Source organism: Sphingobacterium sp. CZ-UAM (genome assembly GCF_002000245.1).
In the GTDB taxonomy this organism is placed as follows: Bacteria; Bacteroidota; Bacteroidia; order Sphingobacteriales; family Sphingobacteriaceae; genus Sphingobacterium.
In genome coordinates this window covers 366,693-389,422 of record NZ_MTCM01000002.1, presented here as the reverse complement: position 1 = coordinate 389,422, position 22,730 = coordinate 366,693, and the positions used below count along the sequence as shown (strand labels likewise).

General features: G+C 39.1%; 16 protein-coding genes. All 16 read right to left on the bottom strand.

Annotated elements, in window-relative coordinates; all coding sequences use genetic code 11:
* On the bottom strand, nucleotides 1–1,590 hold the full coding sequence (locus tag BWD42_RS11840; RefSeq protein WP_077436534.1) for a RagB/SusD family nutrient uptake outer membrane protein: 1,590 nt from the start codon (nucleotides 1,588–1,590) through the stop codon (nucleotides 1–3).
* Nucleotides 1,591–1,605: 15 nt separating this feature from the next.
* The gene (locus BWD42_RS11835) at nucleotides 1,606–4,584 is read right to left on the bottom strand and encodes a SusC/RagA family TonB-linked outer membrane protein (protein WP_077436532.1); all 2,979 of its coding nucleotides are present in this window, start codon (nucleotides 4,582–4,584) and stop codon (nucleotides 1,606–1,608) included.
* Nucleotides 4,585–4,598: 14 nt separating this feature from the next.
* A complete protein-coding gene (locus tag BWD42_RS11830; RefSeq protein WP_175992041.1) occupies nucleotides 4,599–5,855 on the bottom strand; it encodes a PQQ-binding-like beta-propeller repeat protein in 1,257 nt (418 codons plus the stop codon).
* Nucleotides 5,856–6,402: 547 nt separating this feature from the next.
* Nucleotides 6,403–8,052: a DUF6377 domain-containing protein gene (locus tag BWD42_RS11825; RefSeq protein ID WP_139351131.1), complete on the bottom strand. Its 1,650-nt coding sequence runs from the start codon at nucleotides 8,050–8,052 to the stop codon at nucleotides 6,403–6,405.
* A gap of 454 nt (nucleotides 8,053–8,506) precedes the next feature.
* Nucleotides 8,507–8,890, bottom strand: a complete 384-nt coding sequence (locus tag BWD42_RS11820; protein ID WP_077436528.1) for an RNA polymerase sigma factor — start codon at nucleotides 8,888–8,890, stop codon at nucleotides 8,507–8,509.
* Nucleotides 8,891–8,943: 53 nt separating this feature from the next.
* On the bottom strand, nucleotides 8,944–10,107 hold the full coding sequence (locus BWD42_RS11815; protein ID WP_077436526.1) for a FecR family protein: 1,164 nt from the start codon (nucleotides 10,105–10,107) through the stop codon (nucleotides 8,944–8,946).
* A 113-nt stretch (nucleotides 10,108–10,220) separates the two neighbouring features.
* Nucleotides 10,221–10,814, bottom strand: a complete 594-nt coding sequence (locus BWD42_RS11810) for an RNA polymerase sigma factor (RefSeq protein ID WP_077436524.1) — start codon at nucleotides 10,812–10,814, stop codon at nucleotides 10,221–10,223.
* A 305-nt stretch (nucleotides 10,815–11,119) separates the two neighbouring features.
* A complete protein-coding gene (locus BWD42_RS11805; protein WP_175992040.1) occupies nucleotides 11,120–12,523 on the bottom strand; it encodes a thioredoxin fold domain-containing protein in 1,404 nt (467 codons plus the stop codon).
* Nucleotides 12,524–12,563: 40 nt separating this feature from the next.
* Nucleotides 12,564–14,039: a hypothetical protein gene (locus tag BWD42_RS11800; RefSeq protein ID WP_139351130.1), complete on the bottom strand. Its 1,476-nt coding sequence runs from the start codon at nucleotides 14,037–14,039 to the stop codon at nucleotides 12,564–12,566.
* Between the two features lie 17 nt (nucleotides 14,040–14,056).
* Nucleotides 14,057–15,547, bottom strand: coding sequence for a RagB/SusD family nutrient uptake outer membrane protein (locus tag BWD42_RS11795; RefSeq protein ID WP_077436518.1), 1,491 nt, complete (start codon nucleotides 15,545–15,547; stop codon nucleotides 14,057–14,059).
* 1 nt (nucleotide 15,548) lies between these two features.
* A complete protein-coding gene (locus BWD42_RS11790) occupies nucleotides 15,549–19,220 on the bottom strand; it encodes a SusC/RagA family TonB-linked outer membrane protein (protein ID WP_077436516.1) in 3,672 nt (1,223 codons plus the stop codon).
* A 307-nt stretch (nucleotides 19,221–19,527) separates the two neighbouring features.
* Nucleotides 19,528–19,914, bottom strand: a complete 387-nt coding sequence (locus tag BWD42_RS11785; protein ID WP_254846223.1) for a hypothetical protein — start codon at nucleotides 19,912–19,914, stop codon at nucleotides 19,528–19,530.
* A gap of 837 nt (nucleotides 19,915–20,751) precedes the next feature.
* Nucleotides 20,752–21,174 (bottom strand): hypothetical protein, encoded by a 423-nt coding sequence (locus BWD42_RS11780; protein WP_139351129.1) that lies wholly within the window; start codon nucleotides 21,172–21,174, stop codon nucleotides 20,752–20,754.
* Between the two features lie 37 nt (nucleotides 21,175–21,211).
* Nucleotides 21,212–21,802: a CHAP domain-containing protein gene (locus BWD42_RS11775; protein WP_077436510.1), complete on the bottom strand. Its 591-nt coding sequence runs from the start codon at nucleotides 21,800–21,802 to the stop codon at nucleotides 21,212–21,214.
* Nucleotides 21,721–22,107: a hypothetical protein gene (locus tag BWD42_RS24500; protein ID WP_139351128.1), complete on the bottom strand. Its 387-nt coding sequence runs from the start codon at nucleotides 22,105–22,107 to the stop codon at nucleotides 21,721–21,723. The genes BWD42_RS11775 and BWD42_RS24500 overlap by 82 nt, the downstream gene beginning before the upstream one ends.
* 16 nt (nucleotides 22,108–22,123) lie before the next feature.
* A complete protein-coding gene (locus BWD42_RS11770) occupies nucleotides 22,124–22,717 on the bottom strand; it encodes a DUF6266 family protein (RefSeq protein WP_262507828.1) in 594 nt (197 codons plus the stop codon).
* Nucleotides 22,718–22,730: the final 13 nt, after the last annotated feature.

Sequence of the window (22,730 nt, the reverse complement as noted above, 5' to 3'; positions counted from 1 at the left end):
TTAGTAACCTTTATTTTGAACTAAGTTTGTATTTGAAATAATGTCTGCTGTCGGCAACGGAAACAACCTTCGGCTCCCATCAACACCAGCACCGGACTTAACACCGCCTTTATATGGCCAGACATAAGTTGATTCTGTGAACTTATTGTACCGAATCAGATCCGTACGTCTGAATCCTTCCCAATACAACTCCCTAACACGCTCATCAAGAAAAAAATCAAGGTTGATATTCGGAACATTTCCCGAGGTATTACCATAGGCGCGTTTACGCAACTCATTTACATAAGTAATAGCTTGACTGACAGAACCACCGCTTCCACCACGTAATACAGCCTCCCCATAAATCAGATATTGTTCGGCCAAACGGAAGATAGCAAAATCCAAAGAGCAAAAGGTACCACTGTTAATATCTAATGAAGGTACACCTTGAGAGCTCACGTTACGAAATTTAATAGCTTTAAGACCGTCTCCAAACTCGGACATGTTATCATTCTGTATTTTATTACCAAAAAACATGGCTCTTTTATCGGTAGCACCACTATAGTCTCCGAAAATCGCCGGAATAGTGCTTCTTACCCTGTTACCGGACCATCCTCCATTGGGAATACCAAAAGACGCTGGTTGCATCGTACCGGGATCCACAGCAGCATTGATTATATAAGTTGTTCCTCCATTATTCTGCGTTTTATTCGCGTCGTAATTGATGGTCAATATCATTTCGTCTTTACTCGTCACATTGTTATCTGTTAAAAAAAGATTTTTATATTCGGCGGCCAATTTATAACCCGCGTTAATGACTTTTTGAGAGTAAGTAATAGCCTCTGTGTATCTCGCTGTACCTGTATAAACTTCCGCATTTAAATATAATCTAGAAAGTAATGCCCAGGCTGCACCTTTATCGGCGCGGCCATATTCGTTTGTCCGTGGTTCCATTAGGTCATCGTTAATAGCTATTAACTCGGCTTCCACATACTTGAATAATTCTGATCGCTGAATCTGTTTAGGTGCTTGTTTCCCAATAGCGTCCTGTTCCGTTACAAAAGGCGGGTTACCAAAAGCATCCAACAAGACCCAATATTGATACGCACGTAGAAAGCGTGCTTCAGCACGGAAGTGCTTAATCTCTTCTGCTGCTGAAATATTTCTAGCAGCTAATTTTTCGGGTGAACTTTCCCGCAAAAACTCATTACAGATGGTAATCTGATAGAGTGCGCGAGAGTATAATCCCCTAAGAAATTGATTATCAGCGGTCCATTTCATCTGAACCAAATCTGGAACTCCTGTATCTCCCCAACCGCATATCGCTTCATCTGTTGTTAATTCCTGCGACATCCAGAACAAACGCAAGAAATCCGCGAAACTGACGTTAAGCCCGCCTATATCACTGGATGCTGTAGCGCCACTGGAATGAACGAGACCAAAGCTGGCATACATTTTTACCAGTCCTGCTTTATAAGCCTCTAACGAAGTATACACTGTTGCGCCAACCTTATCATTGGTCGGATAAAGGTTTAAGTCTGATTGTTTGCACGACGAACAATAAATCGACAAAAGAATCAGAAAGGATAATATTCTATAAAGATTTTTCATTTTTTATTTCTTATTTTAAAAACCAACACTAAAGCCTAAGTTATAGATACGCGGACGCGGGTAAAGGTTGAAATCTATTCCTGAAAAGACTTCTGGATCAAGCCCTTTATATTTTGTGATGACAAACACATTTTGGCAGCCAGCTGATATTCTCAAATTATTACTTTGCCCCTTAATTATTTTGCCAGCGTCAAATACCAGCGTCAGATTGTCCATCTTTAAGAATGAAGCGTTTTTTATATAATAATCGCTTAGATATTGATTGCTTATAAACTGCGTATTAAAAATATCACGGCTGGCATTATTGACAAATCCCTGGCTGCTCATGATGCTATTCTGCACGGCAAAGTTGGAAGAAACATTATCATAGACATAATTGCCTATATTTGACCGCATCACCGTTGATACGGTCCATCTTCTAAAGTTAAACGACGTGCTGAAACCTAAGGTAAAAGCGGGATCAGGAGACTTATAGAAGTATTGATCATCCGTATTAACTACGCCATCGTGGTTAATATCTGCATAGACATTTTCAAGAGGTTTACCATTTTGGTCATAGATCTGTTTATACACAAAGAATGATTGGGGTGTTTTTCCAATGCCATTATATTTGATGTTTACCCCTGTCCCTCCAGTGATTGTTCCAGCACTGATCTTGAATCTCGGATCAGGATTTAACGACAGATTCGTTACTTCTCTTTTATTATAGGAAGCATTAAAACCGATGGTCCAATGAAGTTCTTTCCTTTGAAGCAGATCGAGATTGATATTCAATTCGCCCCCTTTAACTTTCATATTTCCAACATTTGTCAACAGAATGTTATTGAAATTCGTACCGGAAGGAATATCTATTGCCGATAATAGGTTTTTGGTCTTTTTGTTGTAAACATCTAACGATCCGCTGATCTTTCCTCCAAAAAAGCCAAAATCCAATCCCGCATTATAGGTAGTTGTTGACTCCCAGGTCAAATCTGGATCGTAATCCGAAGGCGAATAGTAATCATAGAAATGATCACCAATTTGATACTGTCCTGCTGGAGCATTTAAGTAATATTTTGCCAGATAGTTATAATTACCAATACCATCTTGATTCCCCGTTTGTCCATAACTTAATCTGATCTTTAGATCCGACAGATAATCGCTTTTTTTAAGGAAACACTCTTCCTTCAACCGCCAAGTGAAACCCACCGAAGGAAAGTATCCCCATCGATTTGTCTCTGAAAACCGGGAAGAAGCATCAGCACGCATGGTACTCGATAAAATATATTTATCCGCAAAAGTATAAACAAATCGTCCATAATAGGACATCAATTTATTTCTCGGAATATCAAATGGAAAAGCTGGTATAAACTGTGCTGTAGTCCCATCGGCGTTATAATTCTCAAAATTATAATTAGTAGCCTTATTGTCGTAATATCCATACCCAGTAGTCACATCAAGCTTACTTTCTATGGACTGAAGATTCGTTGCATAATTTAAATAGAATTCAGCAACTTTGTTATTCTGAGTCGAGTGTGACTGCGTCTGGAAACCTCCCGAGGCAAAATTAAGCGCTGCATTTGCCGGAACAAAAATATTACCCCTTCCAGTGGACACATCGTAACCTAGATTTAAATTCGCATGCAGTTCCGGCAGAAAATGAAAAGAATAATCGAGCTGCACATTACCGAAGCTACGTTTTGTTTTTCCATTGTTGTCTTGCATCAAGATCATTGCTACAGGATTCCGGGCCGCATTCCGATTAAGCACCTCACCAGCTATCCATTCAAAATATCCGCCATATTCGTCGTTTTCAGTTCTAACGGGCTGTGTTGGATCAAATTGTATTGCGTTGGCTATTGCGCCCTGGTTGGCAAAATGGGCCTTTGTAAGCGTACCTTTGAGGTTTAAATCTATTTTTAGGTGGCCATCGAACAATCTTGGCTGTACGGTAAAACCTCCAGTAGCCCGTTTAAAACGGTCTGTAATCAACATACCTTTTTGATCCAAATAGCCTCCTGACAGACGATAAGGTGTTCCCTTAAATGCACCTGAAAAGGTTAAATTATTATCCGTTGAAAATGCATTTTCATAAATTTCATCCTGCCAATCGGTATTTGCATCTCCCAATAGGTTTTTGAAAGGGGCATTGGCATAAGTAGCGTTAGGATGAGCATCAAAGTACGTACGAATTTCATCTGCAGAAAGCACATCTACTTTTTTAGCAATCGTCGAATATGAATTATTGGTATTGAATTCGATTAACGGTTTCCCTGTCCCGCCTCTTTTTGTTGTAATCAGAATTACACCATTTGATGCCCTAGAACCATAGATTGCTGTAGCATTAGCATCTTTCAACACTGTAAAGGTTGCGATATCTGCTGGATTGATTAATGCTAATGGGTTGGGTGCGTTATTGATTCCATTGCCACTAAAAGGCACCCCATCAATGACAATCAAGGGGTCGTTACTGGCATTCAATGATGCTCCACCTCGAATACGGATCATACTGCCCCCGCCGGGCTGTCCTCCATTGGATACGATATTGACTCCGGCAACCTTTCCCTGTATAAGCTGCTCCGGTGTCGTGATCGTTCCTTTTTGAAAGTCCTTTGTCGTAACTGTGGTTATAGCCCCCGTAAGATCTTGCTTCTTCTGCGTTCCATATCCAATAACAACAACTTCATTTAAAACCTCTTCGGCACGTTGCAATTGAAAATTTATCACTGTAGCTTCCTGACTCAGGTTGACGGTATTTTTCTGTGAACCGTAACCTACGAAACTAACGACAAGCGTAATCTGACCTTTCTTGATCCCATTGAGAGCGTACTTTCCATCGGAGCCTGTCCGACTTGCCTGTTTTGTTCCCTCTATCCGAATGACTGCTCCAGCAATCGGATGATTGATTTCGTCTACTACGAGACCATTGATGCTACCTAACTGTGCATAAGCCGAAAATATTCCGACAAAGCAAAGCATGAGTAGCATGCTACTTCTTAAATAAAGGATTTTCATTGTATTTATTTTGGTTAATGATTATGTAAAGTCAAAGCGTATAACCGACCATTCGCCGTATTTAAATAAAGGATATGATCTTGAATAATGGGTTTTCCAATAATGGGATCCAATTGCTGTACAAGCTTTAAGATGTCAACAGTTGTTGCATATAAAGATGGATCTCTTTTGTCGACCAAATATTGAAATTCAAGAATACCGTCCGGGTTGAGCAATCGTTTTTTATTTTCTTTTCGGCCATCTGTTTCAAAAAATGTCATGCAATTGCCAGTAATACTGTTCAGGACATGCAGTTTACCTGTAAAATCACCGATGTATAATTTATCTTCGTCGATTAAAACAGATGAAAAATTGTATCCTTTTGTCTGATATTTTAATTTTTCTGTTCCTGTGGCAGCATCCAGACCAATGAGTAATCGAGAATCTGAGCTTGTTAGAAATATGTTACCCTTTCTATCAGCCGATGTGGTTGTAATCCAAGATGGCCAGGTACTGTATTGCCAGGCTAACTCTCCTTTTTTGGCATCCAAAGCGTAGAGGTACCCGTCTCGCGATCCTATAAATACCATTCCGTTTGCGGCAGATATCGATGCTTGTATCCCTTCCAATAAATGATTTTCGTCATCGGACTTCGTCTTAAATTTCCAATGCAGATTTCCTGATTGCGCATCAATTGCGTAAACGTATTGATTCCAGCTCCCAATATAAATATTACCCTCATACAGCAACGGTGTGGTTCTTATAGCTGCACCAGTAAGATACTTCCACCTCAGGTTTCCATTATCTGCATCCAATGCATAGAGATTACCATCACTACTTCCGAAATAAATAGTTTTCGACACTCCATCATCTTGTGCGATTGGAGAAGATATGAAGAAATCAAAGGGATCTTCCATATAAAACATATAAGGTTGCATACCCCATAATCCATTTCTTCCGATCTTATGTTCTCCCCCAGTTTTGTATTTCCAAATGAGCTTACCTGTTTGAGCATCAAGTGCATAATAATAGCCATCCATACTACCAAAATAGATCCGTTGACCAAATACAATAGGTGAAGAATTTACAGCGCCAGCAGTTTTAAATTTCCACGCTATTTTTCCAGTTTCGAGATAAATAGCATAAAGGAAATGATCCTCGCTTCCGACGTATATTTTATCCTGAAATATTACCGGTGAAGAATAGCTTTCCGCTTTACCCTCAAATTTCCATTTGAGTCCATCAATCCGTAGGCTATCCATCTCTCTTGCCGAAGCAGATCCTATGATCATTAAGTAGCTTAAATGGATAATCATTCTAATGATGCTGCTCAAAAATTGCGTCCTGAAAATTTGGCGCACACATACGAAATAATATACATAAGGTGATATCATATTCTGGCTTTTTAAGTTGAAAATCTAATTGGTTTATAGTTTTCAAATGTAAAGCACAAACGAATTAAAATATCCTATCCAAAATCAAATTGTAAACCAAAAAACAATACAACAATCTAAAAAACAACAACTTAACACACAGACAAAAGGAGTAAATTGTAGAAATGGATAGATAATTGGAAGGAAAATATCAGCGAAACAGACTAAATCCGCTCATTGTAATTCGTAGACATGAATCCCCTAAATAAAAATCCAGCTTAAAATTTTCCAAGCATAGGAATAAAGAAAAAAATATTATTTGTCGTCAACCGGAATTCAAGGAAAAATGGTATAAATAGTCTAGTAGCGTTTTGAGAATACAAGGTCAATACAATCCAAGTGAGTGTATGCTGAATGTTGCACACTCGAGCAAAATGAGCAAGTATTAAGTTGTTATGGGAGGTGATTAATACGTATTGGCGAAAGTTCCTATTTCAAGGACAAACTGATCGAATTCGCCTCTAGGAACAGCAGCTTTATTTCTGATCTTCGTCCGATAATTATAAACGGTACTCATCGAACAGCGTAAAAAATTTGCGATTTTACCGGTGTCGTATATCCCTAATCGTATCAAGGCAAAGATTCGCAGCTCGGTATTTAATTCCCCCGGCTTTATTAAAAATTGCTCTCCATCAACTAATAATTTATTAAACTCTTCAACAAAATCGGGATATAAATGGAGGAAGATATTGTCGAAATTTTTATAAAGTTGTTTGAGCTCTTCATCGACCAAACGACCAGAACGCAACATTTTCAATAATTCTTCCATCTTACCGGAAGAAGCCGTTTTATTGAGTGTTTTCCTATAGTCCTCCAATTTATTTATATAATCGGAGCAGAGATCCAAGAAATTACCGATATACTCCTCTTTGATCCGGTTAGCCTCGACCAATTTATTATTGACCCCGATGACCTTTTCATTCCCAACCTTTAAATCAAAATTGAGCTTTTCTAAAAGTTCGTTTGCTTTGCCGATTTCAATTCGTCCCTGTTGCAATTTTTTCATCTGCCGGAGTACATATATTACTGCAATTGCCAAACAAACCGAAAGAACACTAATAACAATAAGATAGAACCACAATTGTTCACGTTGTTTATTTATTTTTGCTTGATGGGCAGCATCAATAATTGGAAACATTTTAGAAATTATCAATGTACGTAAAGGCGCATTACAAAAAATAGCATCATCCATAGAATATTTGATATAGCTATAGGCATGATCTAAATCCCCTCTCTGATAAAGTGCTATAGCTAAAGCCTGAAGAGATGTATTTTCCTTAACAGCATTTTCAATATCTGAAATCGCCGAAAGTGCAAAGTATATACATTCCTTTTCGGTATTACCTTCGTACCGATATACGTTTCCTATCGCGGAGGTTACCATTGCATGTTCATGACTTCTGGCAGTCACACTTTCCAGTTGTTTTAACAAAATCTGACGCGCTTCGGAAAATCGCCCCATTAGTCCTAGTTTTTCAGCATAAATAGCTTGGTAGCGCTTCGAATGTTTGTCGAGTATACTTAATAAAGAATCTCTATATAAACCACTCAATTGCACATATTTGCCTGTCAATGATCTGTTGTAGGTTGATATATTATTATAGAGATCTTTTCCAAGTTGATAGTAATCTGTTTTTAGACGATAATTAAGTGTATTACTGGGAATGGATTTAAGCATCTTTTCAGCTTCAAGATACATTCCAGAAATTGCGTGTAGAGAAATCCGCTGTAATTTTGTTTCTGTAATCATTTCTGTATCTCCTATCGAATCTGCGATTCTCATATTGTGTTCAACATAACGTACAGCGGAATCGGTTTTATATGATCGATATTCATCACACAAAGCTTTATTAACTTCATACACATCTTGTATACGCTGGTCCTGACTTATCAAGCGAGCTTTTAGCTGATTAATCTTCCGCTCTTTACGGTCCAGGTACAATTTATTATTTTGTATGGTCTGATCAAGTTTCTTTACTAATGACTTCAACTCTGACTGCGCAAAAACACACATAGACAGACTCGAGAATAAGAGAAGAAGAAGAGATTTAATCATTTTTAGTCAATTTAAACAGCAGCACCGATAATCTCCATTATCATTGTACCAAAATTGTATGAATGTGACCAAATAATTTGGCAAAATAATTTGATAACGAACAAATTTCCCAATTGGTTAATTTACCTGAACAAGCTATAATATAACTATGTTCTTGTGGCCTACTTAATCCAAATATATCATTGATTATAATTAAATAAAAACTACCTTTAAAAAAAAGTAGTCAAACAGAAGCGCAATTGATTGATTAAAAACATATTACACAAATAAAAAACAGTAAAATTGTAGTTAGTTTGATTCTGCACACGTGTAGTGTAATGCTTATAAAACAGCATTCCTACTTTGTCAACAAATAGCAATAGTCAAAGGAACTGCAAACCCGATATGGAACATATCGCGATTGGGATCTTAACAAGACAAGACAACGATCATAAATAACGGTCGAATATCTTTACTAAAAGATCGACAATACCGCCAGTTCTTTTGTTAAAAAATCTTCTTCGGACTTGGACAATAGGAATGTTCCCTGAAAACGAGTCAGCAATATTTCGGCTCGGACAATTTTCCTTTGCTCATTTACAATCCATTCTATAACCTTGATTTTGGCTATTTTAAATAAGTAGCGGTATAGTGGTAATTCAAGCGTAATTTTTTGCCGTTGATTCCATACATAAACAAATATTTCTTGTAAAATATTCTCACTTTCTTCCACACAAGAAACCCGACGGTGAACAAATTGAAAAAGTATCTCCGAATAGCTATTGACCAATTCAGAAAATGCATTTCGGTCACCTGCTTGAATTCTGTTCCATAGCTCGATGTCACCTAAATGTTTCATAGGAATAAATAGAAAGACCGAAAAAAGTGCAATATGCTAGAAATTATCTAATATTAAGGTAGGATGATTAGTTTATTCCCTTCTATCCGATATCTTACTTTGGTATCAGCAAGACCTTTCATAACCTGAGTTAAAGTCAAGTTTCTGTCAATTTCACCCGAAAACAAATCCTTAGGATATCCCTCATAGATCACTTCAATATCATACCATCTTGATAACTCCTTCATCAGTCCTTTTATATCAACGCCATCAAACGAGAAGAATCCATTTTTCCATGCCACTGCTGCAGCCAAATCAATATTTGATAACATCTTAATATTCCCATTTGAAACCTGAGCTTGTTGTCCTGGCTTTATAAGCTGTCTTTTCCCTGCAACAGAAACTTTAATACTACCTTGCAATAAGGTAGTATTAATACTGCCCTGATCTCCATAGCTGTTAATGTTAAAATGTGTTCCCAACACCTGCACATTCATCCCATTCACAGTTACCATAAATGGTTTTTTCGAATCATGTGCCACTTCAAAATAAGCTTCACCTGTCATGTTTATTTTCCTTTCCGCACCAACAAAAGCAGTAGGAAAAGTAATAGAGCTAGCTGCATTCAACCAGACTTTGGTTCCATCGCCTAGTATTAAGGAAAATTGTCTTCCTTTTGGTGTCGTCATGGTGTTCAATTCGACCTTTCTTTCACTACCATCAACATAGGAAACTTGGTTATGATCCTTTACCGCAACATCGGTCAATTTTCCGTCCTGCTCATCATCCAAAAAAATTTTCTTTCCATTTCCTAAAGTCAAAATCGCACCATCGTGTCCGGGGGCCACAGCTGTTCTGGAATTAACATTCGCACTGGGTACAGGACTTGCTTTATCCTTTAACATATTAATAGTTAATGTAATGACACTGAACCCTATAACTACGGCAGCGGCGATCCAGCCCCATGATCGCTTGTACCTGTTTATGGGAACTACCTTATTTTCATTCGCTAACTGCATAAAAAACTCTTTTTTTGCAGCCTCTTTTTTGTCTTTTTCGATGCTGTAAAAAGCGCGGACCTTGCTTTGAAGCACATCTTTGTTTGTTAATTCATCAAACAGTATTTTGTTTTTATCGTCTTCGTCTAGCCACTGTTGTAATAACCTTTCTTCGTCAGGACTTATTTCGTTCTTTAGAAACTTTAGTATCAAATCCTCTATGCCTTGAAATTGTGCCATCTTATGATTTTTGTTTGTTATTAGCTATAGTAAGTATGAATTGTGTTATATATATCTAAACGACACCCGACTTCTGGATGTCAAAAGAAAATGAAAATATCTTTTGTAAAGAGCTAAGTTTTTACATTTAGGGTTAAAAGAAAAAAATAAAGAAGCAGATTATTCTTATCTAAAAGAGCTATTTTAAGCAATTGTATAGCTCTGGTTCTTTGGCTGGTTACATTAGAAATGGATATATTGAGCCGCTCCGCGATTTCACCGGAGGTCAACCCTTCCATATAAGTTAGTTCAAATACGGCCCTACATTTATCAGGAAGATTAGCCGTTTCCTCGTAAATTTTTCTCAACAACTCCGATTCAATCTGCCTTATTTCAAAGTCCGCTTCAAATTTCTCTGCCAGCATTGAAAAACTATATTCGTGTGCCAAACGACGGTCGTTGGCTTTCAGAAGATCCAAGCACGAATTCTTTGTAGCAAGATATAGCCATGACTTAATATGTTCCTCCGTATGAAAATTCTCCCTGTTTTTCCAAAGTTTATTAAAGGTTACCAGAACAATGTCTTTAGCATCATCGCTGTCCTGAACGAAATGGAGGGCGAAATGACATAAAGGTGTAAAATATTGGTCAAATAAGATGCTAAGGGAGCGGGTTTCTCCCTGCCGCAAACCACTAACTATATCTATATGCTCCGATGGGTTTGACATTGCAAGAATTTAAAATATAATAAACATACAAATATACATCATTGCACCAATTCATGGAATGAGCCTGATTACAAGGCTTCCTAAGGCACTCCGATTAAAGAATAACAACTTTTTCGTTCTTTGATCCGAACCGGGCTAAATCTATACAAATAACGAAGCTTACCGAATTCGCTGTTGCGAAACTTTCGGTAAGCCTTTCATTGTGTAGAAAACAGAAACTCGTAAACTACATCGTATTTAATTAACTCACTATAGTCAACTAATAAATTGGATGACTAACAGATACTAGTAGTTTACCTAAGTCATTAGACCTTCTTATTTATGATGTCTCTCTTTCCATTTTCGAGCTTCTTGATTATTCGGTCTTTGTTTTTGATAACCGTTTTATTAAATAATGTGATGGTTTCGTCCAATAATTCCAATGCTCTTTTTTTATCACCGGTCCTGTTTATCAGGATGGCCGCGTCTACTACTAATTCGGACTGTAATGGGTTGAGCTCTCCAGCAAAAAATGCCCAGTTAGAAACGAGTTGTTTTGTCTTTTTATCGGACGGGGAGTTTTTCCAGAAATAATCTACCCAATCGATAGTACTCTTCATAGCGATATCTTTATGACCTTTGAAGAGCATATACAACATGTCATTGAAACCGCCTTTTTGATCAGGACGATTCAAAAGGGTATTCAGCTTTTTGTTTGCGCTATACGAGCTAGAATCCTGCATTAAACGATCCATGTAAGGTACTAGCATCTGTGTAAACATCGCCGGATTATCATCGTTGACAAACATATACTGGAGTTTCAGAAAGTCCGAAGATGCAAATCCGATCCCTCTGCCATTTTGTAGGTTGGCATCGCCGTCCCGATTTTTATAAGCGTGATTTGGCCATTTTTCCTGATAAGTCACCAGATCCTCAAACAATTGTTTATTAGGTTTTGAAATTGCGGCATTTAAGAAGTCGCGTATTTTCAGTTGAACACTAAATACAACTCCCAGACTATAACTTTTAGAGATTTTCATGCCACCGTCAACACGTTTTCCAAGTTCTTCTGCATAATGGTAAAAAAACTTTTTATCAAACATATTCACAACATCAAGCATATCACTGATATTGGCAATAGTCTTCTCATTCTCCTGGTCAAAAAGCTGATTGTCAGGCAAACTATTCAGATATTGAAGGGCAACTTTAGCCCTCATTGGATCCTTTTCAGGCAACATATTGTAAAAGTTCAACAAGAAAACAGGATCGCTCGCCCCATTTCTAAATTGCTGCGTCATTGCTTCCAGCCCACCAAATTCCGAGGATTTATCAATACGCTCAATTTCCTTCAGGAAGTCAGCTTCATTTCTATACCCGACAACGGTATAAGCAATTTTGCCATCTGGGTTTAACCAGAACATCGTAGGGTAACCGCTTACCTTGTATTTTTTAGCGAGCTCGATCCCCTCTCCTTTTTCCGCATTTACTTTAATTGCGACAAAACGGTCATTGAATATTGATGTGATTGAAGGAAGTGTGAAAACTTCAGCAGCCATTCTTTTACAGGGTGCACACCAGTCTGTATAAAAATCGACAAACAGCAACTTATTTTCGGTTTTGGCTTTCGTTAAGGCCTCGGAAAATGTACCGTGCTCAAATGAAATGTTCTGCGCACGCAATGTGCCGGTCATCACAAAAATAAGCGCAATGAAGAAAAAGACTTTTTTCATGTTAATTAAATTATATTGCATTGTATATTAAATTGATATATCATTTTGTTATGGCTGAAGGGTTTTTCCAAGCCTGCCTTCCCGGCGCATTTTCCAGGACCCAGTTGATCCGTGCTGTCTGTTGCAGGCTTATGGATGTGCAATTCGAACTTACCTCCATAATATTAGAAGAGGTATAAACTTGCGGACTACCGGTGATCTGGCCATACTTGAGCGTCGGGCTGCCCGAACCTACTGGCTCAAATCCACCATTTTCAACTGTTGCATACCACAGGTTATACTGCCAAGTATCCGCACATAAATCGTCATACCATTTACGGACCGATCCTGTCGGTGGCAAAAGATAATTGGCTGTGGACAATAGCGGTGCGTTCGGTATTAGTCCAAGGAATGCGCCCATCGGCTGAACCACATTGACACGATCCTTGATTGTCAAAAGAGAAGAATCAAACAATAATCCAACTTGCTCAAGCTCACCAGTACCCGCTGTCCCTCCAGGATTTAGTTTCCATGCATTTAGTTCTGTAGCGTTAAGCTGCTTTACAGCTCCCTGATAATCGGATGGCAAAGGAAACACAGCATTACTCCAAACGCCTTGAGGAAAAACAAGCGGCATTGATTTTTTAATATAGTTTTGCCACACCGTTGTTGGAAGTTTGGAAGAATTGTAGGATATCCAAACGTTCAGATACCGATCACAGTCCCAGTAAAAAGTGCTTGTATTGGACCATATATGGGATAGCGGCGAAGCTTCAAATGTAGTCACTTGCGCGTCTGTCAAGATCACTTTATGAATACCAGGTTTATCAAGTAATCTTCCAGCGGGGTCTTTTATCGCAGGAACAAATTCAATATTTGGATTCCCCCCATTGGGTGACCGATCGTTTTTACGGCCAAATACATTGTTCCACTGATTAATCATATCGTAGAGAACAGCCTCATCCAAACGTTGATAAGCATCCTCGTAGCGCTTTGGATTAATTACATGAAATATGACCGGTATCTTTTTGACAGTCCCGACCGCAAGGGGCTCTTTGACTGTTACGTCAAAAAATGAGGGTTCATTTTGTGGCGCTATTGGTGTAACCTTACTGCCAAAAGGTGGAAACTCACTCAGATATGCGGCTACAGATTTTGTGGAACGCATACCGTCAACAGTTGCATAAAACTGTAACTTATTCACTGCAGCGGTCGCAATTTTGAATGGGGGAACAACCGGCGTTCCATCGGCAAGAAAAAATTTGATATCGTGATCTCTCCATCGTTCCTTTGGAACTTCTTTATAAGCGGTACGCTCCACAGAATTGATATCCGTATAGGTTCCGTTTTCTATATAGAGCTTTACATTTAAATCTAATTCTGATATTCTATCAGCAACTAAAATAGGACTGCTCGCCTGACAAGTGACCTTTGCCAAACTGTAATCGTTCAACTTGTAGTCAAATGGCTTTTCTTTCTTGCATGAGCAAAACGAAAGAGCAATGATCACCGACATGAATAATTTTATATATCTCATTTCAATTGACTTAAAATTTATTGAATAATAATAACATCGCTCCAACCCGGATTCTGCTTGATTCCAGGGTTTTTCTCAGTCTCAGAATCTGGGATCATAAACTGGTATCTCCAATCATTGCCTTCTAATTTGGATTGATTTCCTTGAACGGTTCTTATTTCCGAAGTGTGGGAACGTTTCATATCCAGCCAAAGAATGTCTCCTTCCAAGATAAATTCTCTTTTGCGTTCTTTTAAAACTTCAGCAACCAACTCCTGCGCCGTTCCAGGGCTGTAATAACCATTGGCATCACCACTATAACGTCGAGACTGCCATACTTTCAAAATCTCTTTTGCCTTATCAAGGTTAGTATGGGCCAACGCTTCGATCCATATCAGATATTGCTCCGAAAGACGAAATGCCGGGAATTTGCGATAAGGCCCCAAAGCAGCCAGCTTATTGGATATGGGATTTATGTCAGCTGGAGTAAGATCAGCAATAGGCGTTGTTTGTTTATTAGCGGAGAGAAACCAAGCTCTCTTACGCAGATCATTATCATGATATAAAGAATTCCATAAGTCAAATTTATACCCATAATTGGTATAACTTGCAGTAATCTCATTCATGTTAAAAATAGACTCTGGGTAACCTTCAGTACCTATAGCCCCGGTCACAACAGAACCCGTGAAACAAAGACGTTTCAAATTTGGCAGATCCAATGGCAATGCCCCAGCAGCAGCTTTTTGATCATTAATAGCCAGATCGGCATATTTCTCAGCCTGTGTCCAATATTCAGTAGATCCCGAGACACTTGCATACCAGTGATACACTTGCGCCAACAAGCGATATATAACATTATAATTATAAAATATATTATAGGAAGCTCTAGGCGAAGTTTTATTGATCCGCGCCTCGGCATCAGTCAGATCACTGATAATCCGGTCGAATACTTCTTTTTGTGATTTCCTTGATAAATCGAGATCTTTGTAATTTGCATCAATGCTCGTATTCAATGGAATACCCAATGCAGGATCATCAACGGGGCTATAATATTGCAACAACTTGAATAAAGAATATCCCCTGTGCACCAAAGCCTCTCCCACCACATAATTCTTCATTTCTTCATTATCCGTGGTTTTTAAGCCCTCGGCGATGATAAGGTTCATGAAACCGACTATAGCATAGTGGGACGCCCATTCAGGGTTATTTAGCTTTGTTCGATCAACAAGCCTTTTCTCAACCTCGGTTAATGCAGATGGTTTTGTATCTAAATTATAAAAAGACCAAACATCAGCATATTCAAGATATGTGGTACTATAATAGCAGTCCCGTAACCAAGGTCCTGGTGCATCCCCTAGAAATTTTGCATTACGCTGGAAATTATACAAGTAAGATGCAAGCGTTTGTTTTATGGATTGCATATCAATCAGAAACCTTGTATCAGCAGGGGTATATTGCAAGTATTTTTTACAACCCTGTGTTAAAGAGGTTGCAAGTAATACCATGGTGATTAGTATGTATCTTTTCATCTTAAAATGATAATAGCAGGTTTAATAAATACATTTTCGTTCTGGGATAGCCAAAAGCATTACGTGTCGTGACATCCACAGCTTCCGCTCCGGTTAGCACAAATAAGTTTTGCGCCTGTAATCCGATCTGCGCAGATTGAGCGCCAATCTTTCGCACAAAAGATTTATTCAGATTGTACGTAAGGGCTATTTCTCTTAGATCAAGATAATCACCTTTCTGAAATTTGTCAGATGTCAAATAATAAGTATAAGCATCCTCATTGGTCGTAATCGCAGGAACATTGGTGATATCCCCTGGTACAAGCCATCGGTTGAGCACATCCATCCGTCTGTTTAAACGCGATGTATATATCCCAGCTGCTTGACCCGGGCTATTGGAAATCGTAAAATCTCTTTCATCAAATTTCCGGATCAAATGTCCCACAGCGTAAGAAAAGCTCGTGCGCAATTCAAGTTTCTTCCAGTTGAATGTTGATGTAAAACCTCCAGTATAACTAGGAGAAGAAGAGCCCAATTTCACCATTGAACGGTTCAGCCATTGGGTCCGGTAATCTGTAAAACCTCCAGGATTCACATTCAGACCCCATACTGTTGGGACTTCATCAATAGGTATATTCTTTACTTCGGCATACATATTCCGTGATTCCTCTGACAAGACGACTTCTACATTGCCAGTCGAAGGATTTACACCGGCGTACTGATAGCCGAATATGGTACCGAGAGGATACCCCTGGATATTCGTCGCACTTGGGATACCCCCAAAAATATTACGGGTAGAATTGGAGGGGTCATTCCAGTCTAACGGTGAAGGGTAAGGACCGCTCAAAATACGATTGGTGTTTCTTGCAGCATTAAATGAGGCAATCCACAACAAATCTTTTTTGAATTTGACACGAAAATTTAAATTCAACTCCACACCTTCATTTTTGATGGAATGTATGTTCATCGCTAGATGTGGAACGCCATATGAATTTGGTAAGTTAAACACATCACCGAGTACATCATGGGTAACATTATTATAGTAGTTGATCATACCACCAAACCTATTACGGAAGAATGAAAAATCAAGTCCTACCGACCGTTCCTCTTTTTTCTCCCATTTTATGCTTGGATTGGGATAGCTGACCATCCCTGCGGTATACTCGTTATCATAAGATCGGTTAGTTAACCTGATATACGCATAGGGTAATGCTGATTTATTGATATTGCCCGTAAAGCCATATACTCCACGAAAAGCAAATTCAGATACAAAATCAGGAATCCAGTTTTTTATAAATTTTTCGTTGTGAAGATTCCATCGACCACTAACAGACCATAATGGTACAAACCTATTTTTGGGGTCAATTGTAGAACTTCCATCAAAACGCAGATTCGCATTTATTACATACCTATCGTCATAAGTATATGAAAAAGCGCCAAAGAGACTTCCGGTACGATCCTGTCCACCATACAAATAACTAGAAAGCGAACCAATATTTTGAGTCAGTCCGGAATTCAGGATCGGATTCCATGGAAAATCCGGAAAACCACCAAGGTTGTTGTTAAAATCATACATTGGTAACTTGAACGAAGAATTCCAGTTTCTTTTGTCTGTAATTTCAGCTCCTAAGTAGACATCAAAGAAGTGAAGATTACTGATATCTTTTTTATAGTCAAAGCCTGCTCTTAATGAATAAGCGGGGGAACGTCCAAACCCTGATTTCAGATAACCTTTATTATACTCGGCCGGCACTTCATATGGTGGAGCAAATGCGGTAGCGAAAGGAAAATTTATATACGACGCATAGGTATTTGGCGAAGCCCCGGTCTCGTTATTTAATGTAGAATACGTGAAACTCCCATATACTTCTCCTTTAAGCTCGGGGGTGATCCGCCAGGTTAAATCCAACTGGGAACTCAGATCAGAAGCAATATCTTTTTTATAGCTTTCTTTTAACTCCCTGATGATGTTGAAGGTATTGTACTCGTTGCTATTATGGTTTAAATGACTTTTGTTCAAAGACAACCAGGTCTGATCCCATGCGTAAGAACCATCGTCGTTGTACGCTTTTTCATAAGGATTGGCAAATACTGCATATTTAAATGGATCAACTTCCGACGAATGGTTTTTTGACTCTCGATAAGACCCACGAATGGTAAAGTTCACAGTGACATTCTTATGCGGACGATAGCCTATTTTTGATGAGATATTGTACTGATTATATTGGTTTGAAATTAACGCACCTTTTTGATTTGTTATTCCCATAGAACCATAGAACGATAATTTATCACTGCCACCTCTCAATGAAAGATTGTGATTTTGATTAAAACCTACCCGGTATATTTCATCAAACCAGTTTGTATTTACATTCTTTAGTTCCTGTATCCTAGCCCGGTAGTCTTCTGTCGAAATAAGTCCTTTCTTCCAGTCGCTCCTTAGCCATGCTGGTTGTCCAAGCTCACTTGAAAGATTGAATTGCTCCGCCAGAGCAAGCTCGTGATCCACCTTCTGCTCGGCATTCATAAAATTAAATGCTTTCATCTTAGGTGCTGAACTCACAGCAAAATTACCTTGGTAGTTAACCACTACTTTTCCAGCAGTGCCGGATTTCGTTTTGATAACAATCACACCATTTGCGGCACGCGAACCATAGATAGCGGTAGATGCCGCATCGCGAAGGACAGTAATGGATTCGATATCCGTAGGAGCTAATGCACCTATACCATGATCCAGTATGGATTGCTGGATATTACCAGAATTGATCCCCTGGATAGACATTACCCCACTTTGCAAAGGTAACCCATCAACCACCCATAAAGGCTCTAAATTTCCGGAGATGGAATTACTCCCCCTGATACGAATATCGGCAGCGGCCCCTGGCGCACCATTTGTCGTGATCGCGTCCATACCAGCTACCTTTCCAGCAAGCATTGACGTAATACTTGTAAAAGGAGTTTTATCAACATCTTTTATGGTCGTTGCTGATCCCCCGGTTCTGTCTTTGATAAGCTCCTGATACCCGGTTGAGACAACTGCAACCTGGACTTCATCCAAACTATTGATTTTTGTTTTCACCCCCACAATAGACAAATTCTTTTGCCCATTTACCTTGACCTCCAACGTTTCGATATTACCTGCTGAAATTACCAATGTGGCATCATCATCTACACCCTGCAATGTAAAATAACCATCCTTGTTGGTAGGCGTCCCTTTTTTTGTACCCTTTACCACAACACTGGCCAAAACAGGTTCACCGGCTTCATTGGTTATACGGCCCTTGGTATCGATGAAAAGCGAAGAATTAAGCCCTTTCGTTTCTTTAGGCTTTTCATTGGCCTCTTTGCTTTTTTCCTTAATAAATACCGTCCGGCCATTAATGCTAAATGTTAGATTCTGGTCTTTCAATACTATTTTCAAGGCCTCCTCCAAGGGAATGTTCTTTAGATCAACAGACGCTAACAGCTTGTTTTCCAAATCGCTCAGATTGTAGAAAAAAGACATTCCCGACTGTTTCTTAATTTCCCTAAAGACTGTTTCGAGTTTTACCTTTTTCCCCGAATAGGTGACTTTGCTCTGAGCTATGCCCTGTGCATTTACTTCTAAAAACACAACCGTTAAAAGCGCAAAAGTCAACTTCGAAACTTTCCATGTATGCGATGTGGATTTCCTCCTACCGCAGTTAATTAATTTCATAATTTTACTTAATTTTTGGTTATGATAATGCCTTGTGAGTGGAAGGCCTGCATTTAGTTTGTCTTTTCTTCATAGATTCATGTCTGCAATCATTTCTCTTCGTTAGGATTTATTTTTTTCTCTACAACTCCTCTATCAGATCCCCTAAATCTGCTAATACAAGTTGTAATATGTATATATACGACGCTCAAGAATGTAATGTCAAAAAGAAATTGAAAATATTTTTGTGACCTCTATTTTTTGTCCTTTTTAAGGTTAAAGTATATAAAAAAAAGAAGCCTTATCGACTTCCTTTTTGTTTTTGAAATTATTTTACTTTATGTTGTATTGCCTTGTACAGGTATTTTCGAAATTCTTGTTCCACTTCAAAAAACTGGGAGGCTCGGGCATGGCCAATAATCTTTGCAAATTTTAGCCGATATTCCTTTTTTATCTGAAGTTCCCTGGCGTCATATTTTAATATATCCCTGGAACTGCCTCTTACACCTTTCCGCGGTATACCACTCAATTTTTCTTTCCGGATATCCCAAAGCATTTCGTTATATTCATTATACAATGGGAGAAACCGCTGTACTTCCGTATGAGTCAAATGCAATTCATTAGTAATATAAGTTATCTTTTCATTTTCGATTGCCTGAAATCTATTTTTGTCCTGAGCGACACATAGGGCAATAGAAATTATACTAAAAAACAATGTTATCCATATATTTTTTTTGTTGAACATCTTTTGTAATGGTATAGTTAAAAAAATATTTTAGCTGCTTTTAAATATTTTACTATTAAAAGCTCATGTTGAAGTTTTGTTTCATCCATATTTAGGGGATATGGACTATGTTATACATTAGATAAGATCAACCTCGTCAGTATATTTAAATCATGTGAATTGCGCTAAACTTCTTATCATTAAAGAAGGATTTTTACGCAACACTTTAAAATTCTGACTAAATTTAAGCTCACAATGGTACATGACATTTTCCTTCATAGCGCTTTTTTGAATATACTTTTGTGAAAAGGTTTAATCTTGATTGTAAAATTAAGATTCTCTTTACTTTCAAATAGAGGACCGTTACAGTCAAAATTTATAAATATATCTTTTCAGATTTTTTTATTGAAATTTCTTCGCCAGCAGTGCAAGTCATTCATGAGCACACCGGGATTATAGTCTACCCGATTAAGGTGGAATATCTGGTTGAAGGTGAGAAAACAATATTTAATTGTGTCTGTACCTCTGCCTTGATCAATGAAGATAGCCACTGGGTATGTGCCATGCATACAGAGACAGAATCGAAAATATAAGTTGACAACCGATCTTTGACCGGTTATAAATGCGATATTGGAGTGACGGGACTAAAATTTGAAACCTTCAGCCTCCGAAGTTTTGACGGATTTCCCCTTTCTTTTCCGACGCTGACCTAGGGCAATAAAATTATACACAAAAGCAGACAAATCTCAATTTTAAAAGAGTTGCCTGCTAAAGTGCCTAGGAGCGGGACCAAAAATCATTTGCCTACCCCCTTCTTTCAATGGGTTTTTAGAGGAACCGACGGGTTCTGCTCCATCTCCAGAGGAACAGCAAGACCAGGACAACGCCTACCAGCCAGAGTTTAGTAGCAAATGGTTGCTTTTTGCTACTCCGTTCACGCTCGGTTTCCTTTAGCTTTCCCTGTTCATTTTTGCGGGTAAGGTTTTGCATATGCCTGCTCGTGCTGCCTGTCGACTGATGTCCTAGTAAGCGTCCTGACTGTGCGAACAGTCCACTGTCCGCATGAAAGCGAAAAACGGTGTCCGTCCAAAAGTACCATGAGCGGGAAAGTGTATCCTGCCGAAAGGTATATAGCCGCTGTCGCTGTTCAAGATTCTGCCATTGTAATTCTGCTACCTTCTGTCTGTCGCGCTTTTTATTTTCATAGATCTTACAAGAAGAGATCGTGAGCAAGACAATGTGTATAGACAAAATATGAGTTCTTTTTATTTCCATAACCTCCCTCCCCTCAGTCCAGCCAATTTGAAAAAGCATAAATAGTAGCCAACGGACGACGCTTGCACAATACCCGATTGTGTACATTTCCTTCCACCGTAAATACCCAGCGGTTGTTGCTCTCGCGAACGATCCCCACGTGGTCTATCCGCCCCAGCCTCTGGTTATAAATGGCAAAAAGATCTGCCTTTTGGACGCCGCCCTGTCTGATCTGCTGCTGCGTATACCGTCTAACCAGCGGAAAAAGCGCCGTACTCCAGGCATTCCGCGGCGCAGTAAGCCCAGCCTGTCCGTAACACCAAGACACAAAAGCTGCACACCAGGCATGTCCCTTACCAAGGCCCGTGTAGGCCAGATATTCTTCGACACGAGCACCATCGTTTTTGCCTGCTGCTTCCCTGACACCGATCTCCTGTACAGCAATCTGGACAATACGTTTGCGAAGAGCGATCCTGCGATCCTGATGCCCAGGTCTGGCCCCAATAGCCATAGACCTGGGCTGAACTTCTGCTATTTCTCGCTCTATAGCACAATGGCCAACACTGCCAAGAAAGAGAACAGCGACAAAAAGAACACCGAGAAGTAAATAATGCATTGTTGCCATGATGTCAATTGATTAAAGTGATAACTAAATTGCTGATGAAAGATTTTAAAAGGTTGCCAGAGTATTTCCTGCAACCAGCAGCAGCAGTATATAGCGAGCAAACCGGCCAGTATTGCAAAGACCAATACCGAAAGTATACCGATATCCAGTACGCCAGCTGTGGGATCTATCGCCTGGAGCAGAAGACCTGCTGAAATAAATAATATGCAAAGACAGGCTAGCACAATTCCGAGCAGCTGCCGATTTGTTAAAGGCCAATAGATATCCTCGATATCCGAGACCAGTTGTTTTTGTAATGTTTTCATTTTTTTGCTATAAAAATTAATTAATCTGATAGGTACCCAAATACTGACTCCGGGCATACTTTATACCATCTCTTTCATTGCAGAGCATATACAGCAGGAGCTCTTTCCCGATCAGCGATTCAGGTATGTCAAGGAAAACTTGCTTTTCACTCCGCAAAGCGAGGGACTGACTCCGTATAGCCACACCTTCCTTTACCTGATAAGCGATGAGCTTGACATGGTCATCCCATGCGCAAAAAGAAGCAAAGCTAGTATAGGATACACATATCCTACTTCCTTCTATTATCACGTCCAAGACCAGCAGCCCAGGTAGATTACCATCGGCGAGCCAAGCTTTCTCCGGATCCAGACTGGGTACACCTGATTGGTCGGAAATCGCAACCTTCAAAACCTGTGACATGGCTAGATTAAATGGATAGACAAACCGTTTCTTACGTTTGGCTACAAATCTGAAACCCTCGTCGATGATCTCTTTCAATGGTCTCAAAAAACTGACTGCCAGTGCAAATCGTTTTTGCTGTGCCAATTGCGCAGGTGTTTTTTTATTTTTTCTATTTTTCTTCATGATGTATTTTGATAAGAATGGAATACCGTCCCTAACGGACGGCATTCCAACATTAAAA